Origin of the sequence: Rhodococcus sp. SORGH_AS_0301, from assembly GCF_030818285.1 — a bacterium.
Taxonomy (GTDB): domain Bacteria; phylum Actinomycetota; class Actinomycetes; order Mycobacteriales; family Mycobacteriaceae; genus Rhodococcoides.
Map to the genome: position 1 here is coordinate 1,978,264 of NZ_JAUTAC010000002.1, position 17,468 is coordinate 1,995,731.

General features: G+C 69.5%; 15 protein-coding genes and 1 riboswitch. Of the genes, 3 read left to right on the forward strand and 12 right to left on the reverse strand.

All coding sequences use genetic code 11. The features are described 5' to 3' along the window. Positions 1–4: 4 nt before the first annotated feature. Positions 5–880, reverse strand: a complete 876-nt coding sequence (locus QE397_RS09900; RefSeq protein ID WP_307093112.1) for an aldo/keto reductase — start codon at positions 878–880, stop codon at positions 5–7. Positions 881–1,032: 152 nt separating this feature from the next. Between QE397_RS09900 and QE397_RS09905 the strand changes: the two genes are divergently transcribed. Genes QE397_RS09905 through QE397_RS09915 form a run of 3 tightly spaced genes read left to right on the forward strand, consistent with a single transcriptional unit; the run spans position 1,033 to position 6,208 of the window. Then, a complete protein-coding gene (locus QE397_RS09905; protein ID WP_307093113.1) occupies positions 1,033–3,213 on the forward strand; it encodes a malate synthase G in 2,181 nt (726 codons plus the stop codon). 42 nt (positions 3,214–3,255) lie between these two features. After that, entirely contained in the window at positions 3,256–5,034 is a 1,779-nt protein-coding gene (locus tag QE397_RS09910; protein ID WP_307093115.1) for a VWA domain-containing protein, read from the forward strand. Positions 5,035–5,065: 31 nt separating this feature from the next. After that, positions 5,066–6,208, forward strand: coding sequence for a metallophosphoesterase (locus tag QE397_RS09915; protein ID WP_307093117.1), 1,143 nt, complete (start codon positions 5,066–5,068; stop codon positions 6,206–6,208). 24 nt (positions 6,209–6,232) lie between these two features. On the opposite strand, the gene gcvP is transcribed toward QE397_RS09915, so the two are convergent. From gcvP to QE397_RS09970, 11 genes are all read right to left on the reverse strand, one after another. Next, entirely contained in the window at positions 6,233–9,094 is a 2,862-nt protein-coding gene (gcvP, locus tag QE397_RS09920) for an aminomethyl-transferring glycine dehydrogenase (protein WP_307093119.1), read from the reverse strand. 167 nt (positions 9,095–9,261) lie between these two features. Then, positions 9,262–9,380: riboswitch (glycine riboswitch) on the reverse strand. A 36-nt stretch (positions 9,381–9,416) separates the two neighbouring features. Then, a complete protein-coding gene (locus tag QE397_RS09925; RefSeq protein ID WP_027505438.1) occupies positions 9,417–10,019 on the reverse strand; it encodes a MerR family transcriptional regulator in 603 nt (200 codons plus the stop codon). 234 nt (positions 10,020–10,253) lie between these two features. Next, complete coding sequence (locus tag QE397_RS09930) at positions 10,254–10,727, reverse strand: bifunctional nuclease family protein (protein ID WP_027505439.1); 474 nt, start codon at positions 10,725–10,727, stop codon at positions 10,254–10,256. A gap of 124 nt (positions 10,728–10,851) precedes the next feature. Then, a complete protein-coding gene (locus QE397_RS09935) occupies positions 10,852–11,595 on the reverse strand; it encodes a MerR family transcriptional regulator (RefSeq protein WP_027505440.1) in 744 nt (247 codons plus the stop codon). Then, on the reverse strand, positions 11,595–12,095 hold the full coding sequence (gene garA / locus QE397_RS09940) for a glycogen accumulation regulator GarA (RefSeq protein ID WP_027505441.1): 501 nt from the start codon (positions 12,093–12,095) through the stop codon (positions 11,595–11,597). Before garA ends, QE397_RS09935 begins: the two co-directional genes overlap by 1 nt. A 185-nt stretch (positions 12,096–12,280) precedes the next feature. Then, positions 12,281–12,685, reverse strand: a complete 405-nt coding sequence (gene gcvH, locus QE397_RS09945) for a glycine cleavage system protein GcvH (protein WP_027505442.1) — start codon at positions 12,683–12,685, stop codon at positions 12,281–12,283. Positions 12,686–12,794: 109 nt separating this feature from the next. After that, on the reverse strand, positions 12,795–13,415 hold the full coding sequence (locus QE397_RS09950) for a CDP-alcohol phosphatidyltransferase family protein (RefSeq protein WP_051613241.1): 621 nt from the start codon (positions 13,413–13,415) through the stop codon (positions 12,795–12,797). A gap of 46 nt (positions 13,416–13,461) precedes the next feature. Then, entirely contained in the window at positions 13,462–14,070 is a 609-nt protein-coding gene (locus tag QE397_RS09955) for a CoA pyrophosphatase (protein WP_373425222.1), read from the reverse strand. A 19-nt stretch (positions 14,071–14,089) separates the two neighbouring features. Continuing rightward, positions 14,090–15,394, reverse strand: coding sequence for a GAF domain-containing protein (locus QE397_RS09960; RefSeq protein WP_222632449.1), 1,305 nt, complete (start codon positions 15,392–15,394; stop codon positions 14,090–14,092). 58 nt (positions 15,395–15,452) lie between these two features. Further along, positions 15,453–16,232: an acetoin reductase gene (locus tag QE397_RS09965; RefSeq protein ID WP_222631303.1), complete on the reverse strand. Its 780-nt coding sequence runs from the start codon at positions 16,230–16,232 to the stop codon at positions 15,453–15,455. Positions 16,233–16,273: 41 nt separating this feature from the next. Continuing rightward, positions 16,274–17,320, reverse strand: a complete 1,047-nt coding sequence (locus QE397_RS09970) for a 2,3-butanediol dehydrogenase (RefSeq protein ID WP_307093126.1) — start codon at positions 17,318–17,320, stop codon at positions 16,274–16,276. Between the last annotated feature and the right edge of the window lie 148 nt (positions 17,321–17,468).

Below are 17,468 nucleotides of genomic sequence, written 5' to 3' on the forward strand. Positions count from 1 at the left end.
CGGGTCAGACGCCCACGGCCGAGAGTTCGGCGAACTCCTCGTCGCTGAGCTCGATGCTCGCGGCGGCGACGTTGTCCTCGAGGTGGGACACCGACGACGTTCCGGGAATCGGCAGCATCACCGGGGATCGACGCAACAGCCACGCGAGGGCGAGCTGTGACGCGGAGACGCCGTGCCGCTGGGCCAGCTCCGTCAGCGGGCTGCCCTCGCCGGTGAGCTTTCCGGTGGCGAGCGGGAACCACGGAATGAAGCCGATGTTCTGCTCGGTCGACCAGTCGAGGAGCTCCTCGGAGGAGCGGTCCGTGAGGTTGAAGAGGTTCTGGACGGACACGATCGGAGCGATCCTCTGTGCTTGTGTCACCTCCTCGACGGACACCTGGCTGAGGCCGATGTGCCGGATCTTGCCCTCGTCCTGCAGCGCCTTCAGTTCGCCGACCTGATCTTCGAGCGCGACGTCCGGGTCGATGCGGTGCAGCTGGAACAGGTCGATGCGGTCCACACCGAGACGGCGCAGCGACAACTCGGCCTGCTGGCGGAGGTATGCGGGACGACCGACCGGGGTCCACTGCCCGGGGCCTTGCCGGGTGAGCCCGGCCTTGGTCGCGATCACGATGTCGTCGGCGTAGGGACGCAGCGCCTCGGCGAGCAGGTCCTCGGCCACCTCCGGGCCGTAGCTGTCTGCGGTGTCGAAGAAGGTCACGCCCAGCTCCACCGATCGCCGCAGCACGCGGATCGCCTCGTCGCGGTCACGCGGCGGCCCCCAGACGCCTTCTCCGGGCAGCTGTATGGTGCCGTAACCGAGCCGGGTGATCTCGAGGTCTCCACCGAGCAGGAAGGTGCCGCTCGCGTCGGCGGGGCGGGAAGTCGTCGATGTCGTCATGGCGAGTACGACGCCGTGGGGGTCGCAGGTATTCCTGCTCGTGATCGTCCCGCGCGCCACCACCGGTGGGCTCCGCACTACCACTGGGTAACATCGGGGCGATCCAGCGCGGCACGACGCCGCGACAGGCGAGAGTCAAGTGAGGGGCTGTGATGACGGAACGCGTCCAGGTCGGCAATCTGCAGGTGGCGGCAGTGCTGCACGAGTTCGTGGAGAAGCAGGCTCTGCCCGGCACGGGTGTGGATCAGGATGCGTTCTGGGCGGGTGTGCAGTCCCTCCTCGAGGATCTCGCGCCCCGTAACCGGGCGCTCCTCGAGGCCCGCGACGAGATCCAGGGCAAGCTCGACGCCTGGCACTCCGAGCACCCCGGAGCCGGCTACGACCGCGCGCAGTACAAGGCGTTCCTGAAGGAGATCGGGTACCTGCAGGACGAGCCTGCCGCGTTCGCGATCACGACCGAGGGCGTCGACACCGAGATCACCACGACGGCCGGCCCGCAGCTGGTCGTCCCCGTCCTCAACGCACGCTTCGCCATCAACGCCTCCAACGCCCGGTGGGGCTCGCTGTACGACGCGCTCTACGGCACCGACGCCATCTCCGAGGACGGCGGCGCGGAGAAGGGCACCAGCTACAACAAGGTGCGCGGCGACAAGGTCATCGCGTGGGCTCGCACGTTCCTCGACGACGCGGTGCCGCTGACGTCCGGCTCGCACGCGGACGCCACGTCGTACGTCGTCGACGGGTCCGCCCTGGCGGTCACCCTGTCCTCCGGCGACACCGTCGGTCTCGCGTCACCGGACTCGCTGCTCGGCTACACGGGTGAGCCGTCCGCACCGACCGGAATCCTGTTCGTCCACAACGGCTTGCACTTCGAACTGCAGATCGACGCCGAGAGTCCCATCGGCAGCACCGACGCCGCGGGCGTGAAGGACGTGCTGCTCGAGTCCGCGGTCACCGCGATCATGGACTTCGAGGACTCCGTCGCCGCCGTGGACGCCGACGACAAGGTGCTCGGCTACCACAACTGGCTCGGTCTGATGCGCGGCGATCTCGCCGAGGAGGTGTCGAAGAACGGGAAGACCTTCACCCGCACCATGAATCCGGATCGCGTCTACACCGCTCTGGACGGCTCCGAACTCGTGCTGCACGGCCGGTCGCTTCTGTTCGTTCGCAACGTCGGGCACCTGATGACCACCGATGCGATCCTCGACAAGGACGGCAACGAGATCCCCGAGGGCATTCTCGATGCCGTCATGACATCCCTGACGGGCAAGCACAGCCTGCGAGACGACGTCGCGCTGAGCAACAGCCGCACCGGCTCGCTCTACATCGTGAAGCCCAAGATGCACGGTCCCGACGAGGTCGCCTTCACGAACGAGCTGTTCGCGCGGGTCGAGGACGTCGTGGGCCTCCCCCGCAACACCCTCAAGGTCGGCATCATGGACGAGGAGCGTCGCACGACGGTCAACCTCGCGGCCTGCATCCTCGCGGCGAAGGAACGCGTCGTGTTCATCAACACCGGCTTCCTCGACCGGACCGGCGACGAGATCCACACCTCCATGGAGGCCGGAGCCGTCGTGCGCAAGGCCGAGATGAAGAAGCAGAAGTGGATCGCCGCCTACGAGGACTGGAACGTCGACACCGGTCTCGCGGCGGGCCTCGAGGGCAAGGCGCAGATCGGCAAGGGAATGTGGGCGATGCCCGATCTCATGCACGACATGCTCGAGCAGAAGATCGGTCACCCGCGCGCGGGTGCGAACACCGCCTGGGTCCCGTCGCCCACCGCGGCCACGCTGCATGCCACCCACTACCACCAGGTCGACGTCTTCGCCCGCCAGGAGGAGATCGCGAAGGCTCGCCGCGCCACGGTCGACGACATCCTCGAGATCCCACTGGCTGCCGACACCTCCTGGAGCGACGAGGACAAGCAGCGTGAGCTCGACAACAACTGCCAGTCGATCCTGGGATACGTCGTCCGGTGGATCGACCACGGCGTCGGCTGCTCCAAGGTTCCGGACATCGAGGACGTCGCGCTCATGGAGGACCGTGCGACGCTGCGCATCTCGAGCCAGCTGTTGGCCAACTGGGTCCGTCACGGCATCGTGACCGAGCAGGACGTCGTCGCCTCGCTGACGCGCATGGCGCCGGTGGTCGATCGGCAGAACGCCGGCGACCCGACCTACCGACCGCTCGCCGAGAACTCGGATTCCAACATCGCCTTCAACGCCGCCAAGGACCTCATCCTCGAGGGAACCCGGCAGCCGAACGGGTACACGGAGCCGATCCTCCACGCGCGCCGTCGCGAGTACAAGGCAGCGAACCAGGCATCCTGACGGGGAGGCCGGGAGCAGCACGAGAGAGGACGGGTCCCGAGGGTGGGAGAGCATCGTCGCACCGCGTCCACGTCGGGTGGTCGTCGCGGTGTGAGCCGCGGACCCGTCGTGGTCGTCGTCGTTCTCGTGCTGCTCGTCGCGGCCGTCCTGGGCTGGTTCGCCCTGCGCGATCGCATCACCGACGAGGGTGAGCAGGCCGCGAAGGCCTGTGTGGAGGGTGACGCCGTGCTGGCCGTCACGGCCGATCCCGACATCGCCGACGCCGTGCGTACGGTCGCCGCGGCGTGGGACGCCACGGCGCCGGTGGTGCGCGATCACTGCGTCACCACGACGGTGACCGAGACGGCGTCGGACGTCGCGGCAGCGGCCCTCGCGGCCGATCCGTCCGACGCGGCGGCCGGTCCTCGTCCGTCGCTGTGGATTCCGGCGACTTCGGCGGATGCGGCGCCGCTGATCGACGCGCGGCGGGTCGACAGCACCCCCCGGTCTCTCGCCACCAGTCCCGTCGTCCTCGGCGTCGCGCCGACGCTCGCCGACACCCTGGGAGCGGCGGCCGTGGGGTGGGCCGACCTGCCTCGTCTCGCCGCCACCCCCGAGTCGCTCGACGCCATCGGCGCCGCGGGCTGGGGATCCCTGCGACCGGCACTGCCGGCGGGGTCGACCACCACCGCGGCTCTGGTGTCGGTGGCTGCGGCGGTCGTCGATCCCACCGCCTCCACCGCGTCGCTGACCGCCGATCAGGCTGCGTCCGCGCCCGTCGTGTCGGCGGTCTCCGCGCTCTCCCGCGCGGCGACGGACGCGACTCCCACACCGCCCGCCGATGCTGCGGCCGCTCTCGATGCGATGGTGCAGGGCGACGACCCCGCGGCCGCCCCGGTCCACGCCGTCCCGGTCACCGAACAGCAGTTGTACGGCCGGATCACGGAGGGCCAGCAGCTGGCCGCCTTCCGCCCGGCCGGTTCGACGCCGAGTGCCGACCATCCTGCAGTGGTGCTCTCGGACGGTGATGCGACCGGACGCGCGGCTGCGGCCGCGTTCGCGGAGTTCGCCCGCGGAGCCGATCAGCAGCAGGCGTTCCTGCGACAGGGATTCCGCGTTCCCACCGCCGACGGAACCACCGAGGCGACACCTCCGTCGGTGGCGGGACTGACGTTCCCGGCGATCGGTCAGCCCGCCGCGTCGCCCGAGCCGGCGGCGCGCACGGCGGTGCTCGACACCCTCGCGTCACCCACCCGCCCGTCGAGCACCACCGTCCTGCTCGACGTGTCGGGATCGATGGAGTCGATCGACGGGTCCGCCACGCGCCTGACCAACGTGACGTCCGCCCTGCGTCAGGTGATCGGCGCGGTTCCCGACACCAGCCGGATCGGCCTGTGGACGTACAGCCGGGCACTGGACGGATCACGGCCGTACCGGGTGGAGGTACCGCTCACGGAGGCGAACTCCGAGTCCCGCGCCGCACTGGACAGCTCTCTCGCCGGTCTGTCTCCCGCCACCGCCACCTCGACCTACGCCTCCGTGCAGGCGGCCTACGAATCGGCGGTGCAGAACTGGTCGGGCGACGGGACCAACTCGGTTCTTCTCGTCACCGACGGCCCGAACGATGACACCTCGATCTCCGCCGCGTCCTTCCTCCAGTCGATCGCGGCCGCGTCGGACCCTGCGCGTCCGGTCCGCATCGACGTGGTGTCTCTGACCCAGAACTCGGACATCGCGACGCTGCGCAGCCTCACGGGCCAGACCGGAGGCGACCTCGTCGAGGTGTCCTCCTCCGACCCCACACTCACCGCCACGCTCGACCGATTGTCCTCCGACCGGTGACGATCTCCACCGAATGCCGAAGGGCTTCCCCGTGATTCGCATGCTGACGTTCGCCGTGCTCCTGGCGATCGTGACGTTCGTCCTGCACCGCCGTCTGGTGGTGGCCACCGGACTCACCGGCGCCGCGCGCCTCGCGGCAGATGCCGTTCTCGTGGTGTTCTGGGCCGCCGCGGTGGTCGGGATCGGCAGCGGTGAGGTACTGGATCCCTCGTGGGCCCGCTACGTCGCGTACCCGGGTCTGACCTGGCTCGCCGCACTCCTGTACCTCTGCCTCGGTTCCCTGCTGGTCGCCGTGGGCGCCCTGGTGGTGCGGATCGGAGCGCGTCTCGCCCACCGCGACGGGGTGTCCGCACGGCGCACCTTCGTGCGTCCCGCCACCGCCGTTCTCGTCCTCGGCACCGTGGTGGCCGTCGCGTACGGAGTCGTCGCGGCCGCCACCCCGAAGGTGACCCGGACGACAGTCGAACTCGCAGCACTGCCCGCGTCGTTCGACGGTGTGCGGGTGGGACTGGTGTCCGACCTGCACGTCGGCCCGGCGCGCGGCGAGGCGTTCGTGCAGGGGGTCGTCGACACCCTCATGGCGGAGAAGCCGGATCTCGTCATCATCGCCGGGGACCTCGTCGACGGAACCGTGGACCTCGTGGGCCCGGCGCTGGCTCCGCTGAGCGAACTGTCGGCGCCGCTGGGTGTCGTGGTCACCAGCGGCAACCACGAGTTCTACGCGGGCGACGGCGGCGCGTGGCTCGACCTGTACGACTCGCTGGGACTGCGGGTCCTGCGCAACGAGACGGTCCCGCTCACCCGCGGCGTCGACACGATCGACCTGGTCGGCATCGAGGACCTCACGGCGCCGGAACCGTACGAGCCGGATCTGGCGGCAGCCCTCGAGGGCACCGACCCGGCCCGTTTCCAGCTGCTCTCGGCGCACCAGCCCAAGCAGGCGACGCAGGCGTCCGATCTCGGTGTGGACATGCAGGTCTCCGGCCACACTCACGGCGGACAGATCTGGCCGATCATGTATCTCGTACCGCTGCAACAGCCCTCGGTCCAGGGCCTCGACACCATCGGCGACACCACGCTGTACACCACCCGCGGCGCCGGCGCCTGGGGTCCCCCTGTACGCATCGGCGCGCCGCCCGAGATCTCTCTGCTGGAGCTCCGGACGGCGCGCTGATCACATCGCGCCAGTGTCAGTAGGTCAGGCGAAGGCCTCGATCGGCGGGCACGAGCACACGAGGTTGCGATCGCCGTGTGCGCCGTCGATCCGCCGCACCGACGGCCACACCTTGGCGCGCGAGGTGCCGGCCGGGTAGACGGCCTCCTCGCGCGAGTACGGGTGCGTCCAGTCCGTGACGAGGCAGTGCGCCGTGTGCGGCGCGCCCCGGAGCGGGTTGTCGTCCACGGTCCACTCCCCCGACGCCACACGTTCGATCTCCGCGCGGATGGCGATCATGGCGTCGACGAAGGCGTCGATCTCGTCGAGATTCTCGCTCTCGGTCGGCTCGATCATGAGGGTGCCCGACACCGGGAAGCTCATCGTCGGTGCGTGGAAACCGTAGTCCGCCAACCGCTTCGCGACATCGTCGACCGTCACCCCGGTGCGCTTGGTGATGGGCCGCAGATCGAGGATGCACTCGTGCGCGACCATCGAGCGATCGCCGGTGTAGAGCACCGGGAAGTACTCGTCGAGTCGGCGGGCGATGTAGTTCGCCGACGCGATCGCGGTGAGGGTCGCGCGCCGTAGACCGGCGGCACCCATCATGCGGATGTAGGCCCACGTGATCGGCAGGATGGACGCCGAACCGTACGGTGCGGCCGAGATCGCACCGGTCTCACCGAGACCCTCCACGAACGGGTGTCCGGGCAGGAACTGCGCGAGGTGGGAGCGGACGCCGATCGGACCGACGCCGGGGCCGCCGCCGCCGTGCGGGATGCAGAACGTCTTGTGCAGGTTCAGGTGGCTGACGTCGCCGCCGAAGCGACCGGGGCGCGCCACGCCGACCAGAGCGTTGAGGTTCGCGCCGTCGACGTACACCTGGCCACCCGCGTCGTGCACCGCGGCGCAGATGTCGCCGATCTCGTGTTCGTAGACGCCGTGGGTCGAGGGGTAGGTGATCATGATGGCGGCCAGCGACTCGGCGTGCTCGGCCACCTTGGCGCGCAGGTCGTCGACGTCCACGTCACCGTTGGTGCGGCACGCCACCACCACGACCTTCATCCCGGCCATCACGGCGGACGCCGCGTTGGTGCCGTGGGCACTGGACGGGATGAGGCAGATGGTGCGTGCGTCGTCCCCGCGGCTGCGGTGATAGTTGCGGATCGCCAGCAGGCCTGCGTACTCGCCCTGGCTGCCCGCGTTCGGCTGCAGGGACACCGCGTCGTAGCCGGTGACCGCGACGAGCCACTCCTCGAGGTCGCTGATGATGCGCGCCATGCCGGGAGCATCGTCCGCGGGCGCGAAGGGGTGCAGGGCGTTGAAGCCCGGCCACGTGATGGGCTCCATCTCCGCGGTGGCGTTGAGCTTCATGGTGCACGAGCCCAACGGGATCATGCTGCGGTCGAGGGCGATGTCCTTGTCGGACAGCGCGCGGAGGTACCGGAGCATGGCGGTCTCGGTGCGGTACCGCGTGAACGCCGGGTGCGTCAGGAACTCCGACGTACGGGAGAGGGCGTCGGGAACGGCGATCGGCGCGGAGCCGGAGGCCGGCTCGACACCGAAGGCCTGCAGCACGGCCTCCACATGAGCGTCGATCGTGGCCTCGTCGCAGGAGATGCCGACGTGGTCGTCGTCGACGAAGCGGAGGTTGATCGCGGCGGTCGTCTTCGCGGCGGCGACCACCTCGGCCGCGCGGCCGGGTACGCGGGCGAGGACGGTGTCGAAGTAATTCTCGTGCACCACGGTGACGCCACCGGCGCGCAGCGCGGCACCCAGCGAGGCCGCGTGGCCGGCGACGCGCCGCGCGATGGCGGTGAGCCCGTCGGCACCGTGGTAGCTCGCGTACATCGCGGCGACGACGGCGAGGAGCACCTGCGCGGTGCAGATGTTGGACGTCGCCTTCTCGCGGCGGATGTGCTGCTCACGTGTCTGCAGAGCCAGGCGGTAGGCGGGCGATCCGTCGGCGTCGACGGAGACGCCGACGAGTCGGCCCGGCAACTGACGAGCGTGGGAGGTGCGCACGGCCAGGTATCCCGCGTGGGGTCCACCGAAGCCCATCGGGACGCCGAACCGCTGCGACGTGCCGAAGCACGCGTCGGCCCCCTGCTCGCCGGGCGAGGTGACGAGAGTGGCGGCGAGGAGGTCCGCGCCGACGGCCACGAGGGCGCCCCGATCGTGCGCCTCGGCGATCACCGACGTGAGGTCGACGATGCGGCCCGATGCTCCCGGCGTCTGCGACACGACACCGAAGAACTCGCCCTCGGGCAGGCCCGCCGCGAGGTCGGCGTCGACGAGCTCGATGCCGAGCGGCTCCGCGCGCGTCGCGATGACGGCGCGGGTCTGCGGGAACAGGTCGGTGTCGAGGACCAGGCGGGCCGACTTCGACTTGCCGGCTCGGCGCAGCAGCGTCATGGCCTCCGCCGCGGCGGTGCCCTCGTCGAGCATCGAGGAGTTGGCGATGTCCATACCCGTCAGGTCGGACATCATGGTCTGGAAGTTGAGCAGTGCCTCGAGTCGGCCCTGGCTGATCTCGGGCTGGTACGGCGTGTACGCGGTGTACCAGGCCGGGTTCTCGAGGATGTTGCGCACCAGGACGGGCGGGGTGAGCGTGGCGCTGTAACCCTGGCCGATCATGGACGTCGCGACGGTGTTGCTCGCGGCCAGCGCGGCCAGTTCGGCGAGTGCCTCGTGCTCGGAGACCGGCGCGGGCAGCGCGTCCAGACCGTCCGCGATGCCGTCGACGGCCGCGTCGAGGATGTCGGCGGGAACCGCGGCGGCAGCGAGATCGTCCAGGCTCGCCACACCGATGACGTCGAGGAGTCGCGCGGTCTGCTCCGCGTCGGGCCCGATGTGGCGGTCGACGAAGGTACGGAGTCCGGAGGTCGAGCGGGGTTCGGCGGTCACGTGATCTCCCGTGGTGGTGACGAGGTGCACGCCCCACACGCAGGGAGGGACGCCCCTCTCCCTCTGTCGTGATGCCCGAGACACCGGGCGCCTGAGAGATTCGGCCGCCGCGTGCGGCGCCTTTCCCCGTGGGCGGGTGGACGATTCCACCACTTTCCAGAGGCGTCGGAGCCCGCACGGTCCCGGGTGCCTGAGAGATTGACGGAGAGGTGCTGCTCCTTCGGCGCTCGTCGGGCTCGGTCCTGTGACGGACCGCGTCCCGGCGAAGCTCTCCCGTGCGGCGTCGACGCTTCCTCAGTATATGGGAGTGCGCGCCGGCGGGTCAGCCGGTCTTGCGGCTCGCGCGATTCTTGCGGCGGGAGGCGAGCTCGTCCTCGGGCGTCGGCTGGCTCTCGCCGCCGTCGGCACGCTCGGCGGGGAAGTCGGCGATGGCGCCGGTCAGTTCACGCATGGCTCCGCTGACCGCGATCCCGAAGACGCCCTGTCCGCCCTGCAGCAGGTCGACGACCTCTTCGGCGGACGTGCACTCGTAGACGGTGGTGCCGTCCGAGAACAGCGTGATGCGGGCCAGATCCGCCACGCCACGACGACGGAGGTGGTCGACGGCGACGCGGATGTTCTGGAGCGAGATGCCGGTGTCGAGCAGTCGCTTGACGATCTTGAGGACCAGGATGTCCTTGAAGGAGTACAGCCGCTGGCTGCCGGATCCTGCCGCGCCGCGGATGGACGGCACCACGAGGCCGGTGCGGGCCCAGTAGTCCAGCTGCCGATAGGTGATGCCGGCGATCTGGCACGCACTGGGGACGCGGTAGCCGACCAACTCGTCCGGAACCGAATCGTCGGGGAAGAGACCGGGTTGCACCTCGTCCACGTCGTTCGATGCCAGCAGGCTCATCTGCTCCGGCTCCTGCGGCTGATCTGCCACGTGTTTCTCTCCCTCTCGGATGGTCCGCCTGGAGTCCTCGTCCGCGGACCTGTGCGGTACGCGCGGTGAGAACGACGATGACATCCGTGACGCTCGGCGAGGTCGAGAATACGCCCTCACCGCGGTGAGCGGCACGTCCTTCATCGACCCGAACGCTATGGACCGCGGAGCCGTGAGGCAACGCGCCACGCGGTAAGCCTCAACCTCAACTCAAGGGTGAGACTCGATCGTTATCTAACCGTCGGTCGCCTTGAAGTCGTCCGGCGAGATGGTGTCCAGGAATTCCTTGAACTTCTCCACCTCGTCCTCGCGCTCGTCGGGCATGACCAGACCGGCTTCGGCCAGAACGGGCTCCTCCGCGAAGATCGGCACGCCGGCTCGCAGGGCGATGGCGACCGAGTCCGACGGGCGTGCCGAGACACGCACGTCCTGGTCGAAGACCAGGTCGGCGTAGAAGGTGCCCTCCTGGAGATCGACGATGCGGACTTCCTTCAGGGATCGCCCGAGGGCCGTGACGATGTCACCGATGAGATCGTGGGTCAGCGGACGCGGCGGTTGCACGCCCTGCTGCTCCAGTGCGATCGCCGTGGCTTCCGTCTGGCCGATCCAGATCGGCAGGTACCGTTCGCCGTCCGACTCCCGCAACAGCAGAACAGGTTGATTCTGTGGCTGCTCCACCCGGATACCGATCACGCGCATCTCGCCCATCGCGCCGCCTCCCAGCTGCTGTGACTCGTCGCCCGCGCACTCGACGGGGCGGACGTGCTCTCCAGTGTATTGACCCGCGGCGCCGACGACCGGCCGTGCGAGCGGCCGACGCACGCCCTCGGGACTACTTGTCCAGTATCCCGTGCACCGCGGACTTGACCAACGACGTGTGGAGCGACAGCGACAACGCGGCCAGCTCCCGGACGAGCTCCTCGGCGCGGTCTCGCGCGCCCGCGTCACGGCCCAGCGCCACCGGCCCGGCGACCTGAGCCAGCAGGTTCGCCTCGCGGTCCGCGGCGAGCTTGAACGCGCGCAGATGCCGCACCTCGAGTCCGTACTGCGCCATCGCCCACGCGGTGCGCACGAGCACCACGGCTTCCTCGTCGTAGAAGCCGGCCGGACCCGCCGAGACGAGGCCGCTCTTCTGCAGTTCGAGCAGGAACGGCTCGTCCACGCCCGCACGCTCGAGCAGGTCGGCACGACTCATCCGGACGCGCCGCTCCCCGAGAAACTCGGTGGGCGAGACACTTCCGGGCGCCAGAGCCAGCACACGTGGCCCCTTCGGCGCCGCGGCGACACCGTCGGGACCCACGGAACGGATGCCGTTGTCCAGCGCGTCCAACTGCTCCTTGATGACCTTCAGCGGGAGGTAGTGATCACGCTGCGCCGTGAGGACGTAGCGCAGGCGCTCGCAGTCCTCGACGGAGAATCTCCGGTAACCCGACGCCGTTCGTTCCGGGGAGATCAGTCCCTCGGCCTCGAGAAAACGGATCTTCGAAATGGTGACGTCGGGGAAGTCCGGGCGCAGTCGATCGAGTACGGACCCGATCGACATGCCGCCACCGGACTGCTGCCCGACTGCCGTCATCAGCTACCTGCGCCGGCAGACGTCTCGCCGAGCTGGCCGCCTGCGGACTGACCCTTCGGACCGGTCAGGAACACGAGGCGGAACTTGCCGATCTGCACCTCGTCGCCGTTCGCCAGAACGGCGGAGTCGACGGGCTCACGGTTGACGTAGGTGCCGTTGAGGCTGCCGACGTCGACGACCTGGAAGTCCTCGTCGTCCTGACGGAACTCCGCGTGGCGACGGCTCACGGTGACGTCGTCGAGGAAGATGTCGCTGTCCGGGTGGCGTCCCGCGGACGTCGTGGGCTGGTCCAGCAGGAAGCGCGAGCCCGCGTTGGGGCCCCGCTTGACGACGAGCAGGGCGGAACCGACGGGCAGACCCTCGACCCCGGAGACCGGTGCGTCGGAGGAGCCCTGGGGCGCCGCTGCGGAATCGATCTCGTTCAGGAAGTCCGCTCGGAAGACCGAGGTGGTCTCCGCGGGGGACTCTCCGTAGACGCCGTCGTTGCCGTTATCGCTCACGTTTCTCCTCCTCGATCTGATCGCCCCTCACCCACGAGGCGATTCAGCACATTCTCTTGTCACGCTTGTCTGACGGTTCCGCGGTTCCCCGACCGGGGTGCCGCCGAACCACGTGAGGACCTTACCGACCGTACCTTGCACACACCGTCGCCCGGGCGTGCTTGCCCGCCCGCCGGGCACGGCTGTTACGTGGTCGTGATCGACGCGTACCCCTCGGCGTCCATCATCGCCTCGAGGGCGTCGTCGAGATCGCTCTCGGAGTCGACGGACAGGTCCACGAGCCAGCCGGCGCCGTACGGATCGCTGTTCACCAGTTCGGGGTCGCCGTCCAGTTCACCGTTCACCGCAACCACTTTGGCCGACAGCGGGGCGTAGATGTCGGAGACGCTCTTGGTGGACTCCACCTCGCCGAGCGACTCACCGGCCGACACCGCATCGTCCTCGGTGGGCAGCTGAACGAAGACGACGTCGCCGAGCTGCGACTGTGCGTAGTCGGTGACGCCCACGCGGACGGTGGTGGGGCCGGTCCGCTGGACCCATTCGTGCTCGGCCGTGTACCGCAACTCGGTGGGGATATCGGTCTGGCTCACGTGAACCGGGTCCTTTCGCAGGCGTTGTCGCGGTGCGGACGAGGAGAACCGCACTCGCGCTGAGCGTATTGGCGAGCTTTCCGCCTCCGCAAGGCGGGCGCTCCCCGGCTCATCGTGCGGCGAGCGGGAGGCGTCGGACCGGACCGAGCGCCAGGCCGAGGTACAGCGCACCCGTGTAGAGGTACAGCGCGGTCCCCCACACCAGCAGGGCCTGCGCGGGAACCGCGATCACGTCGGCGCCGACCCAGTCCACCCGCGCGGCGAGGAGGAACGGCAGGGCGCTCATCAGAACGAACGTCGCGGCCTTGCCGAGGTAGATCACCTCGGGCGGAGCGAGTCCCCGCCGCCGGTAGAGCAGCAGGGTGAGTGCGAGGATGCCGTCCCGCGCGATCAGGACCACGGCCACCCACCACGGGAGGATGCCCGCGAGGGCGAACCCCACCAGTGTGGTGACGACGTACAGGCGATCGACGAACGGGTCGAGCAGAGCACCCAGGGCCGACGACTGGTCGAGCAGCCGGGCGAGCTTGCCGTCCAACCAGTCCGTGGCCCCGCTGAGCAGGAGCAGCAGTAGCGCCCAGCCGTACGCCTGCTCCCCCAGCAACAACCACAGGAACACCGGCACCCCGAGCAGACGAACGACACTCAGAGCATTGGGCACCGTCAGGATGCGATCGCCGACGACACCGGCGACCACGTCGCGAGGGCTGTCGGACGCCGGATCGGTCATCCCCCGAGCTTTTCACACGGGCGCGCCGTCCGGACCCGACGAGCCGCTACCGCCAGGCGAAGACCGGCTGCTCGTAGTCGTGCACGCGGGTGTGCCGCCCACCGAGCACCACCTCGCGGAACTGGTGCACCACCGCGCCCGTGGGCGCGTGCACCAGGCTCGAGCGGAAAGGCCACTGCACCACCGGTCGCGGCGACTCGGCGATCGACACGAACCGGGCGTCGACGTCGAGCTCGTCCGCGGTGACGCGGTAGAGGAACTCCACCTCGTCAGGATTGGGCACCGCGTCCCCGGTCCAGTCCGCGATCCACACCACGAACGGACGGATGACGTAGCCGGAGCGGGTCCGATAGTCGTCGAGCGTCCCGAGCACGGAGTCCGGGCCGACTCGGATGCCGACCTCCTCGTCGAGTTCGCGCAGGGCGGCATCGACCGGTGTCTCGCCGTCGTCGACACGCCCGCCAGGCAACGCGAACTGGCCCGGATGCGCGCGCATCCGGGAGGGCCGCTTCGTCAGCAGCACGTGCCGATCGCCGGGCTCCCCGCCGACGGCCACCACGACCGAGGCGCGTCGTTCGTCACCGCCCTCGATGAGCCGACTCTCGAAACCGTCCAGCGTCCGCATGATCTCTGCACGTTCGAGGCGCGTGTCCATCAGGCGACAGTAGCCAGGCTCACCGGGCCGGTGCGCGCAGCGCGCGCACGGCCGGCGCCGCCGAGTACGGCAGGATGCGCGAGCGATCCGCCGGAAGGGCCAGCTCCACGACAGCGGACTCGTCGATCCGGTACGGCTGCGCGAGCACCACGCCGGCGAAGGCCTTGCGCAGCCGTGACATCTCGGCCCGGACCGTGATGGCACGGCCGTTGTCGCCGAACAGTTCCGTCGCGAGTTCTGCCGCGGTGCGCCCGTCCCTCCTCGCGGCGAGCAGGAAGAGGATCTCCGCGTGCCGAGGTGTCGGCTCGTGGGACCAGGTTCCGAAGGGACTCGACACCTCGACCAGGGTGCGCGAGGGGTCGGACACGTCGATGCGGATATTCGTCGGCGTCGACTCCCCGTCGACCACTCCGTCGCGTTGCGAGGACGCCGGTCGCACCATCCAGCCACCGGGCAGCGGCTCCAGATCGCACACGCCGAGCGTCGGTACCCACAGTCGGCCCGGCGCCACCTCGTCGGGGAGCAGCACCCGATTGCGCACCGGGACCGACGCCACCGCCGCGACCCACCCGTGCCCGTCGACGGCCAGCGCGGGCGTCTCCGACCGAGCCAGCATCGGCGCCGCCACCGAGCGCAGGTTGTCGAGCGTGCGTCGATGCTGTTCACGCAGTTGAGCTTCGGCGAGTCGAGACACGGCATCGATCAGCGCCAGCGTGGTCGGGTGCACCGAACTCGCGGGTCCGCTGACGTCGACGAGGCCCAGCACCCGGCCGGTACGCGGATCCTTGATGGGACTGCTCGCGCAGGTCCACGCGTGGTGAGTGCGCACGAAGTGCTCGGCGGAGAAGATCTGCACCGCCGAGCGCGAGACCAGTGCCGTGCCGATGGCGTTGGTTCCCACACTGTCCTCGGCCCAGTCGGCCCCCTCGACGAAGCCGAGCCGATCGGCGCGGTCGAGCACCGAGGGCGCCCCGCTGCGCCACAGCACCCGCCCGAGCCGGTCCGCGACCACCAGTAGGTTGTCGGAGTCCTGCAGAACCGAACGCAGGCTCCCGGTCAACTCCGGCAGGATCTCCACGAGCCCCGAGTCTCGACGCATCTGCTCGAGTGCCGCGGCGTCGACAGCATCTGCGGGTCCGCGGTTCTCCGGATCGACACCCAGGTTCATCACGCGCTGCCACGAGTCACCGATGACGTCGCGAGGGCGAGCGGGCGCGCGGGCACCCGACATGGTCGCGTCGTACACGGCGGACAGCAGCTGTGCGTACCGACGTGGGTCCTCACCTGCCGCGACGGCGGGCTCGGGTTCGGAGGTTCGAGTCATCGACACCGATTGTGCTCCACATCACAGTGCGCGTCATGCCCGGGTCTGTCCCGATCGGTCATCGGTAGACGAGTCCGCCGTCGATGAGACCGGCCTGACCGGTCATGTACGCCGCGTCGGGCCCGGCGAGGTAGGACACGTATCCCGCGACGTCGTCGGGAGTCTCGGCTCGGCCCAACGCGATACCGCCCACGAACTTCTCGTAGGTCGCGCCCTCCTCCGCGCCGGTCAGTTCGGCGAACCGCTTGTCGATGGTGACCCACATGTCCGTGCCGACCACACCCGGGCAGTAGGCGTTCACGGTGATACCGGCGGAGGCGTACTCCTTGGCGGCGGCCTGCGTGAGACCGCGCACGGCGAACTTGGTGGCGCTGTACACACCGAGCATCTCGAACCCGTCGTGCCCTGCGATGGACGACGCGTTGATGATGCGGCCGGGCCGACCGAGTTCGATGAACGTCGCGGCGGCCGCCTGGATACCCCACAGCACACCTTCGACGTTGATCGACAGGATGCGGCCGACCTCCTCCGGCGTGGCCTCGGACAGCGGGCCGACGAGTGCGATCCCGGCATTGTTGACCATGATGTCGAGACCTCCCAGCTCGGCGGCGGCCCGGTTCACGGCGTCGAACACCTGGCGGCGATCGCTGACGTCGGCGACGATCGTCGTGGCTGCGCGACCGAGCTCCCGCACCTCGTCGGCGACCTGGCCGATGCCGTCGGGGTGCACGTCGACGAGCGCGATGTCCGCGCCGTCCCGCGCGAGTCGGAGGGCGATTCCCCTCCCGATTCCCTGTCCTGCGCCGGTGACGAGTGCGACCTGTCCGTCGATGCTCATGCGTGTCTCCTTCATGTGATGGTGGATGTCCGGGACGGAGGTCAGAGCGACGGATCGACGAGAACCTTCATCTTCGTGCCGGCATGCAGTGCCTCGAAACCGTCGTCGATCACCGCGTCCATCCCGATGCGCGACACCCACCCGGTGGGGTCGTACACGCCGTCGGCCATCAGAGCGATGACGGCGTCGTAGTCGGCGGAGGTGTAGCAGAGCGACCCCTGGATGCGGGCCTCCTTCATCACCAGTTCGAGAAGCGGCGTGGTGAGCGGCTTCTCGTAGATCGCCACGCTGACCATCGGCTTGCGGGACCCGACGCACGCCAGCGCGGTCGCCACCGCCGGCGCGACACCGGCCGCGTCGTACACGGCGTCGGCGCCGCGCCCGTCCGTCTCGTCGGCCACCAGCGCGGGGACGTCGACGGACGTGGGGTCGAGAGTGCGTGCACCGAGCGCCTCGATCGCTGCCCGCCGGGTCGCGGACGGCTCCACCACGAGGATGTCGTCGAGCCCCGTGCCGCGCAGCGCGAACCAGAGTCCGATGCCGATCGGTCCCGCCCCGAACACCATCGCGGTGTCGCCTTCGCGCACCTCACCCAGAGTCGCCGCGTGGTAGGCCACCGACATCGGCTCCACCAGCGCACCCAGATCGAGGGACACCGAGTCCGGCAGCGCGTGCAGCATGTCGGTCGGCACCACCGTGTACTCGGCCATACCGCCGTCGGACATCAGTCCGTGGAAGCCGATCGACTGGCACACGTTGTAGTTGCCGGCTCGACACGGACCACAGTGCCCGCAGCGGTACAGCGGTTCGATGGCGACACGGTCGCCGATCGACCATCCCGTCACTCCCGCGCCGAGCTCGGTGATGGTGCCGGAGAACTCGTGTCCGAGAATCAGCGGCATCTGCTGACCGGTCAGGGCGTGCGGCTCGGTGGGAACGAAGATGGGACCGGCGTAGTACTCGTGCAGGTCGGTACCGCAGATGCCGTTGGCACCGACGGCGATCTTCACCTGATCCGGTCCCGGGTCGGGCTCCGGGACATCGGCGATCTCGACCTTGCCGGGCCCGTGGTACACCGCTGCGCGCATCGTTCGACTCCTCACCGGCCGTCCCAGCGACGGCCGTGATCACCGTTCTATGTGACACGCGGCACAGCACGACAGGGTTGCAGTCGGTTGCACCTGCGACTGCAACCCGCTGCAACTCTTCCTCGGACCGCGTCCACGGCGTGTGCTG